16 protein-coding genes and 1 tRNA gene are annotated in these 24,157 nt (G+C 31.2%); 16 read left to right on the forward strand and 1 reads right to left on the reverse strand.

All coding sequences use genetic code 11. The features are described from left to right. Positions 1-101: 101 nt before the first annotated feature. The 16 genes from IRZ80_RS18035 (at position 102) to IRZ80_RS18110 (ending at position 22,808) form a co-directional block, all read left to right on the forward strand. Positions 102-881, forward strand: coding sequence for a TatD family hydrolase (locus IRZ80_RS18035; protein ID WP_228520951.1), 780 nt, complete (start codon positions 102-104; stop codon positions 879-881). Between the two features lie 64 nt (positions 882-945). Next, positions 946-2,088: a 1-acyl-sn-glycerol-3-phosphate acyltransferase gene (locus IRZ80_RS18040; RefSeq protein ID WP_194643268.1), complete on the forward strand. Its 1,143-nt coding sequence runs from the start codon at positions 946-948 to the stop codon at positions 2,086-2,088. Next, positions 2,072-3,106, forward strand: a complete 1,035-nt coding sequence (locus IRZ80_RS18045) for an asparaginase (protein WP_194643270.1) — start codon at positions 2,072-2,074, stop codon at positions 3,104-3,106. Before IRZ80_RS18040 ends, IRZ80_RS18045 begins: the two co-directional genes overlap by 17 nt. Positions 3,107-3,164: 58 nt before the next feature. Beyond that, positions 3,165-3,251: transfer RNA gene (locus IRZ80_RS18050), tRNA-Ser, on the forward strand. Positions 3,252-3,539: 288 nt separating this feature from the next. Further along, positions 3,540-4,784: a site-specific integrase gene (locus IRZ80_RS18055; protein ID WP_194643272.1), complete on the forward strand. Its 1,245-nt coding sequence runs from the start codon at positions 3,540-3,542 to the stop codon at positions 4,782-4,784. A 99-nt stretch (positions 4,785-4,883) separates the two neighbouring features. Further along, entirely contained in the window at positions 4,884-5,738 is an 855-nt protein-coding gene (locus IRZ80_RS18060; protein ID WP_194643274.1) for an RteC domain-containing protein, read from the forward strand. A 301-nt stretch (positions 5,739-6,039) separates the two neighbouring features. Beyond that, positions 6,040-6,339, forward strand: coding sequence for a helix-turn-helix domain-containing protein (locus IRZ80_RS18065; RefSeq protein WP_194643276.1), 300 nt, complete (start codon positions 6,040-6,042; stop codon positions 6,337-6,339). A gap of 35 nt (positions 6,340-6,374) precedes the next feature. Then, complete coding sequence (locus IRZ80_RS18070) at positions 6,375-7,271, forward strand: transcriptional regulator (protein ID WP_194643278.1); 897 nt, start codon at positions 6,375-6,377, stop codon at positions 7,269-7,271. After that, positions 7,255-7,914, forward strand: a complete 660-nt coding sequence (locus IRZ80_RS18075; protein ID WP_194643280.1) for an ATPase — start codon at positions 7,255-7,257, stop codon at positions 7,912-7,914. The genes IRZ80_RS18070 and IRZ80_RS18075 overlap by 17 nt, the downstream gene beginning before the upstream one ends. Before the next feature lie 305 nt (positions 7,915-8,219). Beyond that, complete coding sequence (locus tag IRZ80_RS18080) at positions 8,220-10,805, forward strand: N-6 DNA methylase (protein ID WP_194643282.1); 2,586 nt, start codon at positions 8,220-8,222, stop codon at positions 10,803-10,805. A gap of 2 nt (positions 10,806-10,807) precedes the next feature. Further along, on the forward strand, positions 10,808-11,932 hold the full coding sequence (locus tag IRZ80_RS18085; RefSeq protein WP_194643284.1) for a hypothetical protein: 1,125 nt from the start codon (positions 10,808-10,810) through the stop codon (positions 11,930-11,932). An 8-nt stretch (positions 11,933-11,940) separates the two neighbouring features. Then, a complete protein-coding gene (locus IRZ80_RS18090; RefSeq protein WP_194643286.1) occupies positions 11,941-14,049 on the forward strand; it encodes a type I restriction-modification system subunit M in 2,109 nt (702 codons plus the stop codon). Then, positions 14,039-15,301 carry a restriction endonuclease subunit S gene (locus IRZ80_RS18095; protein WP_194643288.1) on the forward strand — a complete coding sequence of 421 codons (1,263 nt, stop codon included), beginning with the start codon at positions 14,039-14,041 and terminating at the stop codon, positions 15,299-15,301. Before IRZ80_RS18090 ends, IRZ80_RS18095 begins: the two co-directional genes overlap by 11 nt. Before the next feature lie 28 nt (positions 15,302-15,329). After that, positions 15,330-17,168, forward strand: a complete 1,839-nt coding sequence (locus IRZ80_RS18100) for a DUF262 domain-containing protein (protein WP_194643290.1) — start codon at positions 15,330-15,332, stop codon at positions 17,166-17,168. 9 nt (positions 17,169-17,177) lie between these two features. Further along, positions 17,178-19,493, forward strand: coding sequence for a DUF262 domain-containing protein (locus tag IRZ80_RS18105; RefSeq protein ID WP_194643292.1), 2,316 nt, complete (start codon positions 17,178-17,180; stop codon positions 19,491-19,493). 21 nt (positions 19,494-19,514) lie between these two features. Then, complete coding sequence (locus tag IRZ80_RS18110; RefSeq protein ID WP_194643294.1) at positions 19,515-22,808, forward strand: type I restriction endonuclease subunit R; 3,294 nt, start codon at positions 19,515-19,517, stop codon at positions 22,806-22,808. On the opposite strand, the gene IRZ80_RS18115 is transcribed toward IRZ80_RS18110, so the two are convergent. After that, entirely contained in the window at positions 22,805-23,842 is a 1,038-nt protein-coding gene (locus tag IRZ80_RS18115; RefSeq protein WP_194643296.1) for a helix-turn-helix transcriptional regulator, read from the reverse strand. The genes IRZ80_RS18110 and IRZ80_RS18115 overlap by 4 nt on opposite strands. Positions 23,843-24,157: the final 315 nt, after the last annotated feature.

A 24,157-nucleotide genomic window follows, 5' to 3' on the forward strand; every position in this document is an offset into this window, starting at 1 on the left:
CTTTTTTTTTCTTCGTGAATCTTTGCTGGAAAGTCTTTGTGCAGCTCCTTTTTTGGTAAAGCACTATTTTTCGAGTAATTTTGCAGCATTAAAATGTACACTTGGAAACAAAAGCAATATTTACCGATACTCATACCCATTTATATTCAGAAGAATTTGATCTGGACCGAAGCGAAATGATGCAGCGCGCTGTTAATAATGGTGTTACCCGTTTTTTTGTGCCAGCAATTGATTCTTCCTGCACCCAGAGCATGTATGATTTGGAGCGCGATTATCCTGATAATGTATTCCTGATGATGGGACTGCACCCAACCTATGTAAAGGATAATTATCTGGAAGAACTGCAGCATGTTGAAACCGAATTAGCCAAAAGAAAGTTTGTCGCCATTGGCGAAATAGGAATTGATCTGTATTGGGATAAAACTCATCTGGCGGAACAGCAAATCGCTTTCAGAAGACAGATTCAGCTGGCTAAACAGTATAAACTTCCCATTGTAATTCATTGCCGCGAAGCATTTGATGAAATTTTTGAAATATTGGAAGAAGAAAAATCACCCGAATTATTCGGCATTTTTCATTGTTTTACCGGGACTTATGAGCAGGCACTGCAGGCCATATCGTATAACATGAAATTAGGAATAGGCGGTGTGGTTACTTTCAAAAACGGGAAGATTGACCAGTTTCTGCATCAAATTGATTTACAGTATATTGTTTTGGAGACAGATTCACCTTATTTGGCGCCGATTCCTTACAGAGGAAAACGTAATGAGAGCAGTTATTTAGTGAATGTTGCTGATAAACTGGCTCAGATTTATGGCCTTTCGGCAAATGAAATAGCAGCTGCAACAACTGATAATTCTTTTAAAGTATTCAGTATTTAATGTTGATTTTCTCTAACTTTAATATTTTTTTTGTTCTTTTGTCCAATATAAATAGAATACAAAAATGAATAAATTTGATGCGATTAGGTCTTTTTATGATTCAGAAGTAAATGAAGCAATCATAAAAGTTATTGATCATCCGATGATGAAGGCTTTAATGAACTTTTGTTTTCCGGGACAAGATGACGAAATTTGGAAAGAACAGCTTCGCAAAACGCATTCTATTCGTGATTTTCAATGCAATTTTATTTATCATGGTGTGCAGCAGGTACTGGAAAAAAGCTCTGAGGGCTTAACCACTTCCGGTTTTGAAAAGTTAGAAAAAAATACTGCTTATCTTTTTATTTCCAATCATAGAGATATCGTCTTAGATACAACATTACTGAATGCTTCTTTGTTTGAATATGGTTTGGATATGACTTCGTCAGCTATTGGTGACAATTTGGTCAAAAAATCATTTTTGAAAACATTATCAAAATTAAATAGAAACTTTTTGGTGCAGCGGGGATTATCGCCAAGAGAATTATTAATTAGTTCCAAATTACTTTCCGAATATATGGCGCAGTTACTGCTTCACGAAAACCGTTCGGTTTGGATTGCACAGCGCGAAGGAAGAACCAAAGACGGTAATGATGAAACAAATCCCGGTGTGCTGAAAATGATTGCAATGGGATCTGATGAACCTAATATAATGGATTATTTTAAGAAGATTAAAATCGTGCCTGTTTCTATTTCCTATGAATACGATCCTACTGATGCTTTGAAAATGCCGCAATTGCTGGCCGAAGCTAATAATGAGATTTATATCAAAGAAAAAAATGAAGATTTTAAGACGCTGCTGAGCGGTATTATTGGGCAGAAGAAAAGAATACACATACATTTAGGCGATGTTCTCGATACTGAAATTGATGATATTATCAAGAATGTCGATACTTCAAATAAACAGGTACAGGCATTGGCACAAATAATTGATGACTCCGTTCTGAGCAATTATAAGTTGTGGACTACCAATTTTATTGCTTATGATATTTTAAACAATTCGAATCAATTCGCACATTTATACACCGAAAATGAAAAAATGCTTTTTGAGAGACGTTTAGAATTGCGCATTGACCATGAACACCCGATTGCTAAACAAGGCTTTCTGGATATGTATGCGAATCCAGTGGTCAATAAATTAAAGTATGTTGATGCACTTACACTCTAGACCAAAAATTCTTTTAATCTATACCGGCGGGACTATCGGTATGAGAAAAGATTTTGAAACAGGAGCTCTCAAAGCTTTTAATTTCAGTAAGCTCCTTGATAGTATTCCCGAACTGCAGTTACTGGATTGTGAGATAGATGCTTTTTCTTTTGAAAATCCAATAGATTCATCGAATATGAATCCCGAACATTGGGCAGAAATGGCTCGGACTATTGAGAATAATTACGAGAAATTTGATGGTTTTGTAGTGCTTCATGGTTCAGATACCATGTCGTATTCTGCTTCGGCATTGAGTTTTATGTTCGAAAATCTTTCTAAGCCTATCATATTTACAGGATCGCAGCTGCCAATTGGAGATCTGCGCACCGATGCCAAAGAAAATTTAATTACGGCGATTCAGATTGCTTCCCTTCAGGAAAACGGCAGACCGTTAATCAAGGAAGTCTGTCTTTATTTTGAATATAAATTATACCGAGGCAACAGAACAACGAAGATAAATGCCGAACATTTCAGAGCGTTTATTTCTCCGAATTATCCTTTTTTAGTAGAGTCCGGCGTTCACTTAACAATAAATTCAGAGCTGTTGTTGCCTGCCAATGAAGAAGCTTCTTTGAAAGTGCATACCCATTTAGACAGCAATACAGCGATAATCAAAATGTTTCCTGGGATAAATGAAAAGGTATTGACAGCGATTTTAAATGTTGAAGGATTAAAAGGAGTTGTTCTTGAAACTTATGGAGCGGGAAATGCTCCGACAGAAGAGTGGTTTTTGAAAATTTTGCAGACAGCAGTTTCTCGAGGACTGCATATTGTTAATGTGACACAATGCTCAATAGGAAGCGTAAGCATGGGGCATTATGAAACAAGTACCACGATGAAAAAACTAGGAATTATTTCAGGAAAAGACATTACTACCGAAGCTGCGATTACCAAATTAATGTATTTATTGGGGCAGAATACACCACAGGAAGACTTCAAAAATGTTTTTGAAACTTCTTTGAGAGGAGAAATGCAATAATATTGAATTTTTATTTTCGAAAGTCATTTTTTTTAGTGTTATTTGCACTCCGAAATAAAGAGAGGTGTCCGAGTGGTTGAAGGAGCTAGCCTGGAAAGCTAGTATATGGGTAACTGTATCGAGGGTTCGAATCCCTTCCTCTCTGCTGATTTAAATGTCAAAAGGTATCAAAACCTCGAAAACCATAGTGTTTTCGAGGTTTTTTGTTTTTATGACCTTTCAAAATATTCATTCTTTTTCAAAATTCAAGAGACTAAATCGAGACCCTAAGTAATTGATGAAATTTGGGTCTCGCTAAATTGTAAAGCATCAAAAGTTTATTGTCAATCTAATTTTTGACAATCGATTAGTTCTGTTGCTTATCCAATTTTCGAACATCTTGTTTAGTGGCAAACCTTACGATAAATTAATGTTTAATCTAAAGGTTACCAAAATGAAAGAAAAAATCACTCTGCATTTTTATGCAAAATCCACTAAAGCCAATACAAAGGGACTGTTGCCAATTTATGTTAGGCTGACAGTAGATGGGAAAAGACTTGAGTATAGTACTAAAAAGTTTATCGACCCTACTAAATGGTCCCAAGATCAAGGTAGAATGAAAGGTAGTTCAGAAGAAGCCCGTTCAATAAATAGTTTACTTGATTTTACTAGAAATCGTATTAATGAAATACATTTCGAACTATTAAAAGAGTCGAAAAACGTCAATGTCGAAGATTTTAAAAACAAACTTCTGGGCATCAAAGAGCGCGAACGCCTCCTTATCCCAATCTTCGAAGAACACAATAGGAAGCTGAAAGAACTAATAGGCTTGGAATATGCTGCTGGAACCTATGAGCGTTATGTCACCTCATTGAAACACACAAAAGACTTTCTATCCTGGAAATACAATGTGACCGACATAGCCATTGAAAAGATCGACCACGCCTTTATTACCGAATACGAATTCTATCTGCGCAGTGTTCGCAAATGTGCTAATAACACAGCCGTTAAGTACATCAAGAATTTCCACAAGATAATCAACCAATGTTTGGCCAATGGGTGGTTGGATAAAGATCCGTTTGTCAATTATAAATCTAAAGTTAAGGAAGTGATTCGGGAGTTTCTTGATGAAAAGGAAATCGAAGAAATTATCAATAAAGAATTTGATATTGAACGCTTGGAAGTGGTGCGGGACATTTTCATTTTTAGCTGTTTTACCGGTTTGGCTTATATTGATGTACAGCAATTATCCCAGGATAACATTGGATTTGGAATTGATGGTGAAAAATGGATATTCAAAAATCGTCAAAAAACAGAAACCACATCCAAAATCCCGCTTTTGCCCATGGCCATGGAAATAATCAGGAAATATGAAAATCACCCTTTGTGTTTAAATCAAAACAAGCTCTTGCCTATTTTAAGCAACCAAAGAATGAACTCCTATCTGAAAGAAATTGCCACACTTTGTAATATTAAAAAGGATTTGACTTTTCACATCGCTCGACATACGTTTGCAACCACAGTCACCTTAACAAATGGGGTACCTATCGAAACAGTAAGTAAAATGTTGGGACATACCAATCTAAAGACTACGCAGCACTACGCTAAAATATTAGATAAAAAGATAAGTGAGGATATGATGGTTTTAAGAAATAAATTTAATGTTAAACAGAAAATTGGGAAGAAAAATGCTAATTAACGATAAATATTACAAATTAGTCGATTTTAACATAATTTAGTAGGAAATAGTAATTAGTAATGTGTGTTTTCGCTTAACAATTAACCAAAACACTATAAAATGGATTCATTTGGAAATGAATTACTGAATCAATTCTTAGTAAAAAAATCTTTATTAAATAATAAAAAGAGCGGAAGTATAAAGGATTCCAAAGAATTTATAAAATGGGCAGAAATTAAAATTGATGAAATGCATCAATGGTTAAAAACGCATGATTTTGGAGAAGAAAAAAAGGAGATTGAATTTTTCAAAGAAATAAAACCGAGAATTTTTTCTATATTAATCTTTCATAAAGAGCGAATTCGTTTAGTATCGAATGTTCCTAGTGGAAAATGTCTTAGTTTAAAATTTTACGAAGACGAATTGTTTAAAATTTCTCAAAGCCAAGTTGCGGATTCGAAATTTTACAGCTATTACAAAGGTCTCTCAACCAGCTTTGATGTTTTGTATTTTACTAGAAAAACTAAAAAGTGCATCTTGGAAACGGATAGTTCCCTTATAGGTTTTGACAAACGAGTTTCGACCTGTTATGATTACAAAATAGCTACAATTCTGGCCAATGAGGAACTAATCCTTTACATTGAAAATAAGATCAAGAAAATCAAATATAAAAACAAGGCCAAAAATAAAGCAGTTAAGAAGATTTTTGATATTCAATCCAATTTGAAATGGACAGGAAGTAAAACAGAACTAATTGAATTGGTTTACGCCCTGCATTTTGCAAATGTGATCAATAATGGAAATTCAGAAATAAAAGACGCTGCCAGGGTATTAGGAAAGTGTTTCAATATGGATATTACAGACAATTTGTACAGAACCTATAAGGATATCAAAAACAGAAAATCTTCCAATTCAAAATTCATTCAAAGTTTAGGAGACAGTTTTCAAAAAAAGCTCATCGAGGATAATATTTAAACAGGCACTAAGTAGACTCATAAATACAAATACCACATTTTTGTTTCTTTTTCAAAAAGACCAACTTGGAAACAGGTTGGTTTTTTTGTGTAAAACCGCCATATCGTTAAATAAAATCTTGTTTATGAAAATTAATCGATAGTCTTATGATATGTTTATCATTTTATAAAAAAAAGTTTACCCAGTAAACATTGATTTTTTGGCACGATTTGATAGAAAATAGTACCCAACTTGGGACAACTTGTGAATTTATTTCGATCATTTGAAATTATTTTGTGGATATAATTTAAACGAAATAATAATGAACTTACATCCTAAAAAACTATTCCCTGAAGTGGACAACATCGAACTGTTAAATCATCAGGTAGTAACCAAAAGAGATCTTCTCAATTTTGGCAATGCACTTCTCAATGAAATCAAATCTGCCACCGAAGTCGAACAACCCGCCCAATGGCTGAAATCTTCTGAAGTACGTAAACTGCTCAAAATCTCTCCCGGCACTCTTCAAAATCTGCGTATCAACGGCACGCTGCAATACAACAGAATCGGCGGGATCATTTACTATAAATATGATGGTATCAAAAAAATGCTGGAGAAATAGCTAATAACCATTCACTTTTCACTATTCACAAAAAAATGAACTACATCAAACACCTCACCGGTTTTTTCAACAAATCCAATCAGGACAAAACCATTACTCCAACTCATATTAGTTTGTATCTGGCATTATTCCAACGATGGAACCTCAACCGATTTAAAAATCCAATTATCATTTCACGTGAAGAAATGATGTTGGCTTCCAAAATCAAATCCAAAGGCACTTACCATAAGTGCATGAAAGAGTTGCATAACAGAAACTACATTATTTACAAGCCCTCCTATAATCCGTATGAGGGTACAGAAGTTATTTTACCGGATTTGTCTATACTGTCCGATGACATAACCAGTCCAAATTTTGAACAAACCGAATCAAAAAACGGACTGCTGAAATTAAAAGCCAGTTCAAATTTTGAACAAACCGAATCAAAAAATGAACTTCTTCCCCAAAAAAAAGACAAAAATGCCTTAACCAGTTCAAATTTTGAACGAACTGAGCCAAAAAATGAACTTGTTTCACCATTAACCAGTCCAAAATTTGAACGAACCGTACCAAAAAATGGCCAACATAATGAACAGGTATATATATATAATAATAAAACATTAGAAAACAATAAAACTATATATGTACCAGATGAAAAAAAGGAAATTAAAAAAGAAAAAAAATCAAATGAGTTTAGTTCTCCAAATCTTGATGTCGTAAAACAGTTTTTTCAAGAAAAAAAAATAAGCTCAATCGAAGCCGAAAAATATTTCAATTATTACAGCAGCAAAGGATGGTTGGTGGGCGGAAAAACCCAAATGAAAGACTGGCAGGCCGCCGCACGAAATTGGATTTTGAATTTAGAAAAATTCAATACAACCAATTCAAAAAACAATTTGAATCCCAAAAATCTCAACGTTTCAAATTCAAAAGACTATGCAGAACCACTATAATCTTCAAGATGTTTTTGAAATTGTAAACAATAGAAAAATCTATGATTTGAATAAATGTTTTGAATACCTCGAGTACCATGGTAAACAAACCTACGGACAATCTTTCAAAATCAGCAATGACGATAAACCGACAATCTACAAATTATTGATCTATGCCATAAGAGATAATGAAAACGCATTCAGGCTTGGTTTAGACCTCAACAAAGGAATTTTGCTTTCTGGTCCTATTGGATGCGGGAAAACGTCATTAATGCATTTGATAAAACCATTTTTGTATGCCAAATGCGATTACAAAATTAAAACTACACGCTTTGTGTCTTTTGAATTTGCCAAATACGGTTTTGAAGCTTTGCGTCCATATACTGAAAAATCCAATCAGCAGATTCGGTTAACCGGCTATTGTTTTGATGACTTGGGAGCCGAACAACAAATCAAGCACTTTGGAAACGACTGCAACGTGATGGCCGAAATTTTGATTAGTCGCTACGAACAATTTGTTGAAAACGGTTCGGTAACACACATTACAACTAATCTCTCAGCTTCGGAGATAGAAAACTGCTATGGTAACCGGGTACGTTCAAGGTTACGACAAATGTTTAACCTCATAACATTTAATTCTCAATCAAAAGACAAACGCGTTTAGGTTAAACATTCACGATTTCCAAAATTTAAATAAAACAAATGAGTAGGTGTTTAATTTGATTCCGTTTGATTTAAATTGCAAACTCAATTATGCTTTCTATGCATTAAAATAACGGAATTGAAATAGAATTAAAGGAAAGAATCAGGAGATAATTCATGTTTTCAGTTTCTTCTTAATTTGTTTTGTTACTTTAGCAGAAATTAGCTAAATGATATTATTTTCTACTATGCACCACTAATGCACACATTCAAAATATCTTTGCAGTAATAAAAATAATAACTTGTTAATTTAATTTTATGACTTCTATGAATAACTCTTCTTCTATCGAAATAGCAATTGATCTTTGGACTAATCTTAATAAAGTTAGAGGCCCATATTCTATAAACGAATTTGAGGAGGTAATCATAAGCTTAGTTTTTTTGCGGTTTATAAAAGAGGAATCGCTTAAAGGCGATCTTTATAAGTTTGACGATTCAATTACAATTTTTGACAAGAATGATTTCTCTCTAAAGCAGAATATTATTACTGCCAATAAAAGATTTGATCAAATTGAATTAGATCATCTATATCCTGCTAGTTTTAATGGTGATTATTTGACTAAAATATTCAATAAAATTGAGCTAGATAACCCAGCACTTGAAGGAGTGTTTTCTTCATTTGATTTTTCTTCGTTTTTAGGAAAAAAGGAAGAAGGCATTGTACTTAACTCAATAATTACAATTATTAATACTATTAATGTTCAAGAAATTAATTTTGGAGTTTTTTTTGATGAACTATTAGAAAGAATCATAAATTCTAATGATAAAGCTTCAGAAAGTTTACAACCCAAAGAGCTTGTAGAGTTAATGCTAAGTTTTCTTCCCAAAAAAGACTGTTTATCAATCTATAATCCTTTTTCAGGTTTTGGTTCTTTTGCATTAAACTTACCAAAAAACACAATATATTTAGGTGAAGAAATAGATAAAAAAAAATGGTCGATTTCAAAACTGCGACTTTTGGCTAATAAAGTTAAAAATCGAAATAATATTGAAAATACACATTCGTTTTTAAGTTTAGCAAATGATAATGGCAAATTTGATTTTATTATTGCCAATCCCCGTTTAAGGTTTACTGCTGTTCTAAAGGCCGATGAAGACAATAATAACAATCAAATTATTACTTCTACTGATGAAACTCTATTTGTTATTAGCGAAAGTTTAAAAAAGGTAAAATCTAAAAAAGGAAAAATTGTCATTACTACTTTTAATAGTTTTTTAACAAGTGATGATGAATATATCGTAGATTTTAGAAAATTTTTAGTAGAAAATAATTTTCTGGAAATGGTGATTTCATTGCCTTCTGGTATATTGGGACATAGTTCAATTCCATTTAGCCTACTAGTTCTAAATAGTAAAAATGAAAATTTGCCAATTTTTGTTGATGCTAGTCAATGTTTAATAAAGGGATATAATAGTAGTAGAAAACTTGATTTAGATAAAATATTTACAGCTATAAACTCTGATAGTGTAATAAAAAAGGATATAGAAGTAAATAAGATAATTAACAATCATTATAATTTATTTCCTGCTCGTTATTTTTTAGAAGATTTAAATCTAAACTTGCAATCAGGTTATAAATTAATGAAATTAAGTGATTTAATCAAACCTATTGAAATTAAGTATAAGTATGCATACAGAAAAGGAAAGTTTGTAAAGATAAAAGATTTACTTAATGAAAATCCTGTCTACTATGCCTCATCTTTTAAAGAAGTTGAAGAAATTGAAATTCCTAAAAAATCGAATATACTTGAAAAAAAAGCTATATTACTAGCTTTAAGAGGATTCTCTTTAAAATCAACAGTTTTCTTATATAGTGATAGGACTCCAATTTACTATTCTTCAAATGATATTTTAGCTTGTAAAGTGATTGACAAAATAGTAAATTATCAGTATTTGATGCTTGAACTTGAAAAGGATTATATTTTACAACAGATCGAAGTAGAAAGATCTGGTACTGTTATGCCATTCATTTCTAAGGAAAGATTGCTTTCAATTCTTATAAAGATTCCAGATAGTTATGAACAACAACTTTCAGATGTTAAACTTGTAAATGATGTTTCTAAAAAGTTCAAAAAGAAAGAAGTTGAATTGCAATCTAAAATGGATCAATTCAAAAAAGAGCATCTAGAAGAATTAGGCTTGAAAAAGCATAACATCATGCAGCATTTAAACAACGTTAAATCATCACTAGATGTTTTGACCTTTATTATGAAGCAAAATAATGGAATTCTTGATGCCAAAAGCATTATTAATCCTGTTAAGGGGACTACTGTAGCGCAAAGATTTCATCTGCTTTCAGAAAGTCTTAAGGAAGTTGTATATTTTGTAGATAATATTAATGATGATTTTAATTTTAAAAAATCAGAGTTTCTTGATGCTGCAGAACTAATTAAGTATTGTATAGAAAAAGGGGTAAATAATGAACTTTTTGATATTACTTTTATTGATGATATTAATGCTTTTGCAAATGATGAAGATTTAATTAAGCCAATGATTAAATTTTCTAGACTTGATTTTGAAGAATTGTATAATAACATTCTTCAAAATGCTATTCGACATGGATTCACTGATCCGTTAAAGAAATATAAGTTTGTAATTGAACTTAGATTTGATGAAGAATTAAAAAAAATTGTCATTTCTTTTTTGAATAATGGAAAACCTTTTCCAAAAGGTATGGCGGAACGTTACTATTTAAAAGGCGAAAAAGCAGGAGAAACATCTAATAAAGGTTTTGGGTCATGGAAAGTAACGGAAATTGCGAAACATTTTGATGCTGAAGTTGTAGTAAATGATTTTCCTGAAGAGTATTACCCTGTTAGAATAGATTTGATATTAAATATTGAAAACGAATAATTATGAAAAGATATAAGGTACTGTGGATTGATGATCAATTTGAAGATCAAGAAGGATTGTTAGAGTTTGCTTATCTAAATGGAATAGATATTTTTCCTTTCAAAACTTCTAAAAAGGGTATGGAAGAACTAAATAATAATCTATATAAATATGATGCTATAATTTTAGATGCCAAGGTTTACGATGAATCTGAAGATGAGGCTGCCAAATTAACTGGACTAACAAATTCTATTTATAAAATAAAAGAACTTAATCATAAAAGAGTAGTTCCTTATTTTATTTTCACTGGTCAACCCGATTTAGTGGATAACAATACTTTTAGTGAATTAGTAGGGGAAGTTAAAATTTATAAAAAGTCAAGAGACAATGATCAATTGTTTATAGACCTTAAAGCTATGGCTGACCAACAAATTTTCACACAAATTAGACACCGCTATCAAAAGGTACTTGAAGTTTGTTCTGAAAAATACTTAGGAGAAGAAGCTAATGAAAACATACTTTACATTTTATCCATTATAGATCAGGACGAATTAAATAATCAATTCATTGTTGTACGTAAAATTGTTGAAGATATATTTAAATGTTTCCATAAATATGAATTACTTCCTGTGGATTTTGTAACTGGAGGTGTTAGTTTATCAGAGAGCAGCAAGTTTTTATGCGGATATCAAGAGAAAGGTTTCACACTCAATGCAACTTCTAAAATACCAAAAGTAATAAGTGATGGTTTGCATAATATTCTTAATATAACTCAACCTGCTGCTCATCGAGCGAAAATTGATGAACATTTAAAAATTGCGAACAGTACTTATCTAATTAAAAGCTGTGTATTTCAATTATTAGATATTATTGTTTGGGTCAAGACTCATATTGATTCCGATCCAATAAAAAACAATTGGATTAAAAGTGAAACTGCTGAAATAGTTGAAAGCGAATTAATCGGTTTTTTACTGCAAGATGAAGACAGTCATTACTATATGGATAATTTTACTTTTCAATATACCAATATCCACGGTAAGTATAATGTTGGAGATAAGTTAGAAATCACTAAGTCAACAAAAAATACAAATCCTAAAACAAGTAAATATGAGTTTTTTGTAATAAATTTTAAAAAGGTAGATAATTAAAATTAAAAATGACAAACGAACAACTCAAAAAACTAGAAAAAGACCTTTGGGATTCAGCTAATTCACTACGAGCTTACGGCGGACTAAAAGCAGCCGATTATGCCGTGCCTGTTCTAGGACTTATTTTTCTACGATTTGCTGAAAATAAATACACCCACTACGAGCCAGAAATTCTTAAAGAATTCAACGCCGAAAAAGGAACACGATTAGAAAGACCAATTGAATCAATAGCATTGTCAAAATGTGGATTCTATTTGCCAGACTATGCACGTTACGATTATTTGCTAACGCTTCCGGGTGACGAAAGTTTGGCTAAAGCTTTGCGAAAAGCAATGGAAGGCATTGAGAAATACCAAGACGACAAGTTCAAAGACGTTTTACCAAAAGAAGCTTACTTTGATATTGAAAAGAAGAAAGCCGACATACTACCGCAATTACTAAAAACATTCTCCGACATTCCTAAAAATGCCACTGGAGATATTTTTGGTAAAATATACGAGTTCTTCTTGGGTGAATTTGCAATGAGTGAAGGACAAAAAGGAGGTGAATTTTTTACCCCAACTTCGGTAGTACGATTTATTGTAGAAGTTATTGAACCTTATGCAGGTAAAATATACGATCCGGCTTGTGGTTCGGGAGGTATGTTTGTACAAAGTGCCACTTTTGTAAAAGAAGCCAATCACGACCTGAATGATATTTATGTTTACGGACAAGAGTATATGGGAGAAACGGCACGTTTGGCAAAGATGAACTTGATGGTCAACAACATTCGTGGAGAAATTACCGAAACCAACTCCTATGAAAATGACCCTTATGATGGATTAGGAAAGTTTGATTTTGTAATGGCTAATCCGCCTTTTAACGTAAAATCAGTAAAAGAAAGCACCGTTAAAAACGATGAGCGTTTCTACAAATACGGCTTACCTAAAAACAAAGGTAAAAATACCAACGATAGCATTACCGATGCCAATTACCTATGGATTTCTTTATTTGCTACTTCACTAAATGAAAAAGGAAGAGCTGGTTTTGTAATGCCAAACTCGGCTTCTGATGCTGGAAATTCTGAATATGAAATTCGAAAAAAAATTGTAGATAGTGGTATTGTAGATTGTATGGTCTCAATGCCTTCTAATATGTTTTTGACTGTAACCTTACCGGCAACACTTTGGTTTTTTGACAAACAGAAAGTGAATACAGACCGAAAAGACAAAATTCTTTTTATCGATGCTCGAAACACGTATCATCAAATAGATCGTGCACACCGCGAATGGAAAGAAGAGCACATTCAAAACTTAACAGCCATTGTACGTTTGTATCGTGGCGAAAATGAGCGTTATCTAGAGTTAGTTAATCACTACATCAACCAAGCTAATGAGGCTATGGGCAAATTGCCAACGGCTTTTAACGACTATTGGACCATTATACAACAAACGATAATAAAATTACAGCATTACACAAGAGATAGTAAAACCAAGCACAAACCCGAAGCTTTTAAAAAGATTATAGCAAGTGGTTTGCTTCAAAAAATAGAGGTATTGACATTAACAAATTTGTCATTACCTGACCCCTTGAGTGCAGTTGAAGGACAAACAAACGAACTACAACTCTCATACGCTCAACAATTAGCTGTTTATACTTCTCAACTAAAAGAAATTGAGGCATCGCTAAAAACCAGCAAAGATAACTTGTTAGAAGTGTTAACATTGGCTGACAAACAAATTAAAGTTAAAAGCGATAAAGACTGGAATGGACTAGGTTTAAATGGTGCAAAGTTAATAGATGAACTGCAACAAATCTGGAAAAACAGTACAGAACAAGTTGACTATTGGTATGAAAATATAAATTGGTTGCAAAGCCGTTTCCCAGAAGCCAAGTATGCCGATGTAGTTGGTTTATGCAAAGTAGCTGATAAAAAAGAATATGCTGATGAGCAAGATTATTCTATGAATGCAGGAAGATTTGTTGGGGTTGAAATTGAAGATGAAAATTTAAGTAATGATGATTTTAATTTGAAATTTAAAAATAATATAAAAGAATTTGAAAAATTGAGTTTTAGAGCTTCCGAAATTGAAAAAATAATTTTATCAACTAAAAAAATATTAGTCGATGAATTTTGACAAAACCTCTATTGGAAATGTTTGTATTATTGGTGATGGAGCTCACGCAAGTATTCAAAGAGTTGAATATGGAATCCCTTATTTAACATCAAAAAATTTTAATAAAGAAGGGATTAATCTTAAGCAAATTGAATATATATCTGAAAAAGATTATCAAAAGCATTTTAGAGAAAATTCAAAAGCATTAACAAAACCAAAAGTAAATGATTTGATTTTTTCAATTATTGGTTCAATTGGTGGTGCTTATTTATATAATTCTACAGATGAATTTGGGCTTTCAAGTAGTGTAGCTATTATTAGACCAGATTTCAACGAAGTTAATTCATCTTATTTACTTTATTATTTCAAATCTTCTTATTTACAAAAATGGGTGGAAAATATTAAAAGTGGTTCTGCTCAAGGTTTTTTAAGTTTGGAGATGATAAAAAGATTACCATTGATTTTACCACCACTTTCAATCCAAAATAAAATCGCCTCCATTCTATCTGCTTACGATGAATTAATTGAAAACAACAAACAACGCATCAAGCTATTAGAAGAAATGGCAGAAGAAATCTACAAAGAATGGTTTGTGCGTTTGCGTTTTCCAGGTTATGAAAACACAAAAATTGTTGATGGTTTGCCGGAAGGTTGGGAAGAAAAAGAATTTGATTTTTTTGGTGATATAGTGACTGGAAAAACTCCATCAACCTTTAATGAAGAATATTATAATGGTACAATCCCATTTGTAAAAACTCCCGATATTAAAGATTTTCCTTATGTAATCTCTACAAATGAAACTCTTTCAGATTTTGGTGCAAACTCTCAAAAGAATAAATTTATCAAAAAAAATAGTTTAATCGTAAGTTGCATTGGAAGTGCAGGTGCATACGCATTATCTTCAAGAGATTGTCAAACAAATCAGCAAATAAACTCTATCGTATTTTATAAAGAACAGTATTCTTTTTATTTTTATTGTTTTGCCTATAATTTAAAACCATTGCTTGATAACTTAGGAAGTAATGGAGCTACAATGACAAATGTTAACAAGAGTAAATTTGAAAAAATGAAAATAATTCTTCCAGAAGAAAAAACATTATTAGCCTTTCACAATTTAATTAAAAATAATTTCGAATTAATATTGAATCTTCAAGAGAAAAACCAGCTTCTCCAAGAAACCCGCGATTTGTTATTGCCCCGATTAATAAGCGGTAAGTTGAGTGTGGAGCATTTGGTAGAAAAAGAGGAAGAATTAGGAATGGTTGCAGAATAAAGAACTGAATATAAATAGAAAATAGAGCATGAGTAGCACAACACCATTAATAGATTTATTCGGCAAAAAATTCATAATCCCGCATTACCAGCGTGGGTATAGATGGGAAGAGCAAGAAGTTACCGAACTTTTGGATGATATTTGGAATTTTATGAATACTTCCAACAATGGCGAATTCTATTGTTTGCAGCCTATTGTGGTTCAAAAAATTAAAGAAAATGAATTCAATGTGCTAGATGGTCAACAACGATTAACAACGTTGTACTTAATACTTGTTTATTTAGAATCGGTAAGATTTGAAAATGGATATAATCAAGAACTGTTTACTTTAAACTACGATACAAGAGATAAATGTGAAGTTTTTTTAAGAGATAGAACTTTCATAACTACTATTGACGAATCAAACATAGATTTTCAACACATTTGTAATAGTTACAAATACATTGACACTTGGTTTAAAAGTCACCCAGGAGCAAAAATAAAATTAGTTCCAATTTTGCTTGACGATAACGGTCCAGGTAATAAAAACATACGATTTATTTGGTATGACGTACAGCAAGAAAAAAATCCAATCGATGTTTTTATTCGTTTAAATGTAGGTAAAATTGCATTAACCGATGCCGAATTAATAAAAGCGCTGTTATTACAAAGTGACAAATACCATCCAGACGATTTAAAAATCAATAAAATGAAATTGTTTGAAATCGCTACCGAATGGGACACGATAGAATATACCTTGCAAGAAGAAGCGTTCTGGTATTTTTTGAGTAACGATGAAAATACAAAACCTACACACATTGAATTTATTTTTGATGCTATTGCCAATAAGATTTTTAGAGAGAAAAAGTATTTTGAAACTAAACCATTAAAACATGCAACTTTTCTAATACTTTCTGCCTATTTACAAGATGTAATAACCAACGAAAATAAATCACGAATTGAAGCAGTAAAGCACATTTGGGAAATGGTTATTGAATATTTTGAATACTACAAAGAATGGTTTGAAAACAGACAACTCTATCATTACATTGGTTATCTCATTGAATCAAAAGGAAGTAATATTATTGATACTCTGATTAAAGAATCGAAAGTGCGAACAAAAAAATCTTTCGTAAGCTATCTTGAAGGCGAAATCAAAGGCGTAATTAAAATTAATTCAAAACATAAAGACGCAAGTGGAAACAGTATTGATGTTAATCTAAAAGATTTGTGTTACGAAAACGAGAACCAAAAATCAAATGATAAACCTCTAATTATCAAAATTTTGTTTCTGCATAATGTAATAGCTACATTAAAATCGGAAAAAGAAAAAGCCAAATTTCCTTTCAATCTTTACAAAAAAACTAAAAAGAATGAAAAGTGGAGCTTAGAGCACATTCACGCTCAAAACGCTGAAAACATAACAAAACCAGAGCAACAAAAATCTTGGTTGCAAGACCATATAAAATCATTGACCAATACAAATGATGCTCAGTTTGATAGCATAATTAAAAAAATGAATGCAGCTTTAATTGATGATAATTTAGACAAAGAAGAGTTTAATAAAATTGTAACTTATGTCTATTCATTAATCAATAAAATAGCTGGTATTACAGAGAAAAATACGCATCAGATTGATAATTTATGTCTAATAGATAAAAACACCAATAGCCAATTAAACAATTCTGTTTTTGATGTAAAAAGAGAAAAAATTAAAAAGCGAGAAGTGAAAGGGTTTTACGTTCCAATTAGTTCAAGAAATGTGTTTTTAAAAGCATATACCGATTATCCGCAAAACAATGCCTATTGGAGACAAGAAGACAGAACTGGGTATCTTAAAAGTCTTGAAGAAACGTATGACTATTTTGTAAATGCAGCAAAAAAATAAAACAAATCAATGAAATATACTTTATACACATTGTTAGAAAATAATTTGGTCAAAATTCCATTGATTCAAAGAGATTATGCACAAGGTCGTGAATCTGAAATAGAGTTAAGAAGCAGTTTCATTAAAAAAATTCAAAAAATCTTAAATGAAGGAACTGAAAAGCTTAACCTAGATTTTGTATATGGTTACACCGAAAAAACTAGCCAAGGTAAAACCGATTTTATACCACTTGATGGTCAACAAAGATTAACTACTTTGTGGTTGTTACACTGGTATTTTGCTTCTAAAGAAGGTAAATTAATAAAAGATAACAATACCGATACAGTTAAATCAGTACTCTTAAATTTTACTTACGAAACAAGAATTTCTTCAAAAAGATTTTGCGAAAATTTAGTCTATAATCCAATTTTAAATTTAGAAAAAATTGATTCCATAAAAGAGGAAATAGTAGATTCATCTTGGTTTATGACTTCTTGGAAAAATGATCCAACAATTATTGCAATGCTCAATATGTTGGAAACAATTCATACAACATTAACTGATTCTGAAAATGTTTGGGATAAATTAACCTTAAAAGAACTTATAACATTTGACTATATTGATATTAAATCTGATGAATTCAAATTAACCGATGAATTATACATAAAAATGAATTCAAGAGGAAAACCATTAACACCTTTTGAAAATTTTAAAGCCATTTTCTCTCAACTTTTAAATAATGATAAAACTAATTATTTTAAAGAAAAAGTTGATTTCAAAGGAGCCAAGGTTACTTATCAAGAATATTTTGCATTTAATATTGATGGTAAATGGGTTGATTTATTTTGGGATTACAGAAAAGTAAGCGATAAAGGTTTAGATGAAAATATTTTAAATTTTTTCTACTATATCGCAGAAATGCTTCATTATAAGAATAATAAAGACGACAATTTTATCAAGAATTTCGATTCATTAAAAACGGTTTATGCTGATAAAAATAATGTTGATTTTCTTTTCAATTCACTTGATTTATTGTCAAGTGTAAAATCTATTGATTCGTTTTTTAATGAACTCTTTTGTAATAATGAATATATTCTTGGCAAAGTAAAATTGTTTGATGACAAGAGTACCGATTTATTTTTAAGAGCATTCACTGACAATCAATTTGATGTAAAGCAAAGAGTGCTTCTATATGCTGTTTTAGAATTTTGTATAGAAACAAATACGCTAATTCCGGATAAGAAATTAAAGGATTTTATTAGAATAACAAGAAATTTACTTTCAAGAATTCGACAAGTAAGCACAAAAAAAAGGATTGAATACACTTCCAATTTAAGGTTGCCAAACTTTTTTGATTATTCTAAATTCATTGAAGAATTTGTGCAGTTAATCAAAACAAATCAAAACAAAAGTGTATTCCAATTATTTACAGAAAACAAACTAAAAGGATTTACAAAAGAAGCGATTGATGCAGAAAAAAATAAAATAGCTTCTATTCTTAAAAACAATCAAGAAGAAGAAAGTATTATCAAACTAGAGGAACATTATTATTTAGAAGGCATCACTGATAATTTTGACATTGAAGCTGTTGATATTGAAAAATATGTGACAGCCTTTTATGAAATTTGGGAACTTAAAGAAACTAATAATTCACTATTAGTAAGAGCATTATTAACACACGGTGACTTTTCAGTACTTACACACGATTATTCTAGCTTGGGACAAATTTGGTATTTTGGTGCAAAAGATTATTGGAATCGAATACTTGCAACAACAGACAAAGAAGAACAAAAGAAAATAAAAACGGTTATTAGCTCTTTTTTAGAAGAATATATAAATCTCCCAGAAAAGACAGTATCTGACAAATTAAACAAAATGATTAAAAACTTTAAACATATTGAAAAAGATTGGCAGTATTATTTTATTAAATACAACGAGATTACTTCTATTTACTACGATAAATTTAATTTGTTTAGTTGGACTGATGCAATTGGTTTTAACATAAATAGTTTGGGAAATTCAGGGAAACAACCATTAGCATCATATCATTTAAATCCTTATTTAATTACTATCAAACAAAGATTAATCCACGAGAAAAAATTAGAATTATTCTCTGGTCGATACACCGATGATTTAAGTTGTTTAAGAATACCAAAAAACATAGATATCTATTGTTTTGAAGATGGATATGATATTTACAATTTAGATAAGCATTCAAAATCTGAATTACTAATTAAAAAATTTAATCTTAAAAAAATAGGAGATCATTACGTTTTAAAAGAAACAAAAACAAAAGACAAAATTGAGATTGCTATTGATTTTTGTCAAGAAGCTTTATTAAAATAATTTCCATAAGATACTATTACTATGGCATATCTAAACGAATCACATATTGAAGAAGCCGATATCAATTTCTTTATAGAAAAATTGGGTTACACACACATCAATGCTTGGGAGAAAAAACTAATCGGTAGAGAAACACTCAAAGATGTAGTATTACTTGACCAATTGAGACATAGTTTAGAAAAGCTAAATAAGCATTTACCTAGTGAATGTATTGACCATGCTATTTATGAATTGACAAAAAGTAGAGCTACACTTACACCTATAATGGCCAACAAAGAACTGTATGAATTAATTAAAAATGGCGTACAGGTTGAATACAAAAATGAATTGGGTAGAGAAGAAAATGATTATGTAAAAGTTATTGACTTTAATCAAAAAACAGCCAATGATTTTTTATTGGTTTCTCAATTAAGTATCGAATATCAGGAAACGCAAAACATTACACGAAGACCTGATTTATTGTTATATGTCAATGGTTTACCATTGGTAATGATTGAATTAAAAAATGCTACAGAAAAAGTAAAAGTTGGATTTGATAAAAACCTTAAAGATTACAAACGAGATATTCCACAATTATTTTGGTACAATTTATTTGTGTGTGTTTCCAACGGAATACAAACCAGAGTGGGTAGTTTTAATGCACCTTGGGATCATTTCTTTTCTTGGTTAAAACTAACTGACACAGCCATAACGCACGACCAACCTACAAAAGAGGAAATTGAAATAGAAAGTCAAAAAACAGGAGAGCATTTAAGTCTAAAAATATTTGGAGAAGGACTTTGTAGAAAAGAAAGCCTATTAGATTATTTTGAAAACTTTGTGTTATTCCACAAAAACAAGGTGAAAATTATTGCCAAAAATCACCAATATTTGGGTGTTAATAATGCTATACTTGCCTTGCAGAATAAAGAAATAAATAAGGGTAAATTAGGTATATTTTGGCACACACAAGGTTCTGGAAAATCCTATTCAATGATTTTCTTTTCAAAAAAAATCCATCGAAAAGTTACCGGAAATTGGTCTTTTTTAGTCATAACAGATCGTAAAGATTTAGATAGTCAGATTTATAGAAACTTTCTAGAAACAGATGTAATTGTAGAAACCAAAGACCAAAAGGAGAATTATTTCAGACCAAAAGACAAAGAAAAACTACGGGAATATCTCCAATCCAACAGAGCGTATGTCTTTACACTAATTTTTAAATTCGGTATTGAAAGCGGAAAAACATATCCACAACTAACAGAAAGAAACGATTGGATTGTAATTGTTGATGAAGCCCATAGAACGCAATACAAGAGCTTGGCAGAAAATATGCGTATAGCATTACCAAATGCGCAATACATAGCTTTTACAGGAACACCATTACTGAAAAGTGAATTGACAAAAGATTGGTTTGGTTCCTATATTTCAGAATACAATTTTGCACAAAGTATCGAGGATGGTGCAACAGTGCCTATTTTCTACAAAAAAAGTGTGCCTAGAGTAGAACAAGTTAATCCTGATTTGGTCGGTGAAGCTGCTGAAATTCTCGAAGATGAAAACCTTACTGAAGAACAAAAAAGTAAATTAGACAAAGAGTTTTCTACTATGTTAAATGTTGTCCGACGAGACGACAGATTAGAAGAAATTGCAAAGCATATTGTCAAACATTTTCCATATCGTTTAGATGTCTTAGATGAAGAAGACAGAAGACGACCAATGAAAGCAATGGTAATTAGCATTGATAAATTCACTGCGGTCAAAATGTATGACAAAGTACAATACCACCTAAAGGAAGAAATCAAAGACTTAAGAAAGAAAATAGCAATCGAAACCAATCCTGAACTAAAAACAAGATATGAAAAGGCAATCGCTTTTATGACAGAAACCAAAATGGCAGTGGTAATAAGTCAAGAAGGAAGCGATAAAGAAGAAGAAAAAGCATTTAGTGAAGCAGGCTTAAATATTAGAACACACAGACAATTGTTAGACAATCCAGATGAAGACGGCAGAAACATCGAAGATTATTTTAAAGACCCAAATAATACGTACAGAATCGTTTTTGTAACAGCAATGTGGATGACTGGTTTTGATGCACCATCAGTTTCAACGCTGTATTTAGATAAACCGTTACAAAATCATACGTTAATGCAAACTATTGCAAGAACAAATCGAGTTATTGAAGGTAAAAAGAATGGTTTAGTAATAGATTATTTTGGAGTTTTTAGAAATCTTAAAATAGCATTGGCTGCCTATGCAGAAGGAACTAAAGGTAGAAAAAATGAAGATGATGAAGACGAATATCCTGCAAAGGAATTTGAAGAGTTGTTATGCTTATTGGACCAGGCAATTATTGAAGCAAAATTATTTTGTACGGAATTAGGTGCCGATTTAGATAAAATTCTTTCAATGGGCGAAAGAGGTTTTAAAGAAATAGAATTATTCCAAGAATATGCGAATATTATTTTAGCTAAAGATGAACACAGAAAGCAATTAGGATTATTTGTAAATACAATTGTTTCATTATATGATTCAGCAAAACCCGAAGTATATGAATTTCCTATTGTAAAAAAGAATAGAGATGTATTGCAATATCTTAGAGATGTTGTTGATAGAAACATAGATCAAGACGAAGCTGTAGAAAGGGCTAAGAAAAAAATAGAAGAATTACTAGATACAAGCGTTGTGGGCAAAGGTGACTTACAAGATCCTTCAAATTTTGAGTACAAAATAGATTCATCTAAACAAATCGATTTAAGTAAATTAAATTTTGAATTATTAAGAAGTGAGTTTCCAGATAAAAAGCATAAAAATATTCAGTTTGCTGATTTAAGAGAATTGCTTGAGATTAAGTTAAAGCAAATGTTAGCTCAAAATAAAACACGAGGGTCATTTTTAGAAAATTTTCAAAAGATTATAGATGAATACAACTCCGGTAGTATTTCTATTGAAGAAGCTTACGAAGAATTAATTAAGCAGGCTGAAGCGATGAATGAAGAGCAAAAAAGAGCTGCTAAAAATGAAATGACGGAAGAAGAGCAAGAACTTTTCGATTTATTAAAAAAAGAAAAACTAACCAAAGAAGAAGAAAAATCAGTAAGATTGGCAGCCAAATCTTTATTAGAGAAATTATACGATGCTAAAAATAAAATACTAATCCAAGAATGGCATAAGGAAAAAGCAACTCAAGAAAAAGTAAAAAGAGAAATTCAATTAGTCCTGGGAAATTTATTGCCAGAAACCAGCTATGACCGTTTAGTTTTTTCTCAAAAAGTTGATGTAGCATTCCAGCATTTCTATGAATTAGCTCAAATGGGAAGAGGTTTTGCAGCTTAAACTTCGTATTGGTTAATTGCTACTTGGATCCTTTGCTTTATTTTGTCTAATAGTTGAGGTGGTGCAATTACCTTTACACTTTCCCCATAACTCAAAATTAATCGTTCTAATTCATAGTTAATAACCACTTTAATTTTTAATTCAAGTGTATTCTCATCAATCCATTTATGTTTTTGTGTTTCGTGTATGGACTTGTTTTCCATATATCTGCCTGTAAGTTGATTGAAATGTAAGATGACTTCTTCTATCTTTCCGCCAATAGGCTTACTTACCCCTATCATATCTGAAAAATACTCTTGCCAATCATTATTATCATCGGGTATAAAAGGGACTTGAGCCGGTACAATATTTTCAATCCTGTCTATGGCAACATTCCAGTCCGCTTTTAAACTTTCAGCATGTAATCCAAATACGAACCACCGATTATTGTACTCTTTGAGATAGTATGGATGAAAAATATAAGTATAAGGTTCTTTTGTTTTAAAATCTTTATAGGTAATTTCCAATGGATATTTATTTTGTACAGAATTATAAAGCATACTGAAATATTCAATTCCTTTTAAATCTTGACTACTATCAAAACCAATAAATGGTTTTTCGTCTGCCTTTGTTTTTAAATCAGTCTTTAATTTAGCAACAATCTCTTGCATTCCTTCAAACTGAGGCATTCCTTCAAACTGCGATAGTACTTGAATGGCGGTTTGAATTTGTTCAATATCTCCGTCGTTTAATGGTGCATTTTGAATGGAATAATTGGTGTCTGTATAGCGATAAATTCTTTTTTTTCCTTCAAATAAATTATCCAACTGAATCGAATAACCCTTTTCACTCTCCATAAAAGCAATATCGTATTGTAGTTGACGCTTTTTTATGCAATCTTTCTCAATTTCTTCAACATCAGCATTACGATTAAATTCGATTAATTGCTTATTTACTTCTTCAACTAATAAATCAATAGAAAAACTCCTAGTACTGTTTTTAAAACAAGTATCTAAAATTCTATAACGAACTAAGGGATTTTTTGTTAAAGCCATAGATATGAAATTGTCCTTTTTAGTAACTGTAAATATAATTTTTTCTGCGCACCACTAATGCATACTTAGCAAATATCTTTGTAATGAAAATAAAAAACAAATCAATTTAATATATAATTGTTTAACCTTATTCATTTTGATATGGAAAATTCTGAATTTGACGAGCTAATAGAAATAATTGCCACAGCGGTAAAATCTATTTTCTCATTGTTTAATAAATAGCAAGAATTCTGCTTATTTATTATGTTTCTAATTGTTTAACCTTGATTAATGTGTTTTCTAGAAAAACACATTAATCATTTTTTTTGTAGCATC

The sequence above is a fragment of the Flavobacterium sp. HJJ genome (assembly GCF_015351475.1).
Classification (GTDB): domain Bacteria; phylum Bacteroidota; class Bacteroidia; order Flavobacteriales; family Flavobacteriaceae; genus Flavobacterium; species Flavobacterium marginilacus.

What these genes read in the sequence shown, in the direction of transcription:
- IRZ80_RS18040 (WP_194643268.1), top strand. Translation starts at nt 946, where the DNA reads ATGAATAAATTTGATGCGATTAGGTCTTTTTATGATTCAGAAGTAAAT.
- IRZ80_RS18045 (WP_194643270.1), top strand. Translation starts at nt 2,072, where the DNA reads ATGCACTTACACTCTAGACCAAAAATTCTTTTAATCTATACCGGCGGG.
- IRZ80_RS18055 (WP_194643272.1), top strand. Translation starts at nt 3,540, where the DNA reads ATGAAAGAAAAAATCACTCTGCATTTTTATGCAAAATCCACTAAAGCC.
- IRZ80_RS18060 (WP_194643274.1), top strand. Translation starts at nt 4,884, where the DNA reads ATGGATTCATTTGGAAATGAATTACTGAATCAATTCTTAGTAAAAAAA.
- IRZ80_RS18065 (WP_194643276.1), top strand. Translation starts at nt 6,040, where the DNA reads ATGAACTTACATCCTAAAAAACTATTCCCTGAAGTGGACAACATCGAA.
- IRZ80_RS18070 (WP_194643278.1), top strand. Translation starts at nt 6,375, where the DNA reads ATGAACTACATCAAACACCTCACCGGTTTTTTCAACAAATCCAATCAG.
- IRZ80_RS18075 (WP_194643280.1), top strand. Translation starts at nt 7,255, where the DNA reads ATGCAGAACCACTATAATCTTCAAGATGTTTTTGAAATTGTAAACAAT.
- IRZ80_RS18080 (WP_194643282.1), top strand. Translation starts at nt 8,220, where the DNA reads ATGAATAACTCTTCTTCTATCGAAATAGCAATTGATCTTTGGACTAAT.
- IRZ80_RS18085 (WP_194643284.1), top strand. Translation starts at nt 10,808, where the DNA reads ATGAAAAGATATAAGGTACTGTGGATTGATGATCAATTTGAAGATCAA.
- IRZ80_RS18090 (WP_194643286.1), top strand. Translation starts at nt 11,941, where the DNA reads ATGACAAACGAACAACTCAAAAAACTAGAAAAAGACCTTTGGGATTCA.
- IRZ80_RS18095 (WP_194643288.1), top strand. Translation starts at nt 14,039, where the DNA reads ATGAATTTTGACAAAACCTCTATTGGAAATGTTTGTATTATTGGTGAT.
- IRZ80_RS18100 (WP_194643290.1), top strand. Translation starts at nt 15,330, where the DNA reads ATGAGTAGCACAACACCATTAATAGATTTATTCGGCAAAAAATTCATA.
- IRZ80_RS18105 (WP_194643292.1), top strand. Translation starts at nt 17,178, where the DNA reads ATGAAATATACTTTATACACATTGTTAGAAAATAATTTGGTCAAAATT.
- IRZ80_RS18110 (WP_194643294.1), top strand. Translation starts at nt 19,515, where the DNA reads ATGGCATATCTAAACGAATCACATATTGAAGAAGCCGATATCAATTTC.
- IRZ80_RS18115 (WP_194643296.1), bottom strand. Translation starts at nt 23,842, where the DNA reads ATGGCTTTAACAAAAAATCCCTTAGTTCGTTATAGAATTTTAGATACT.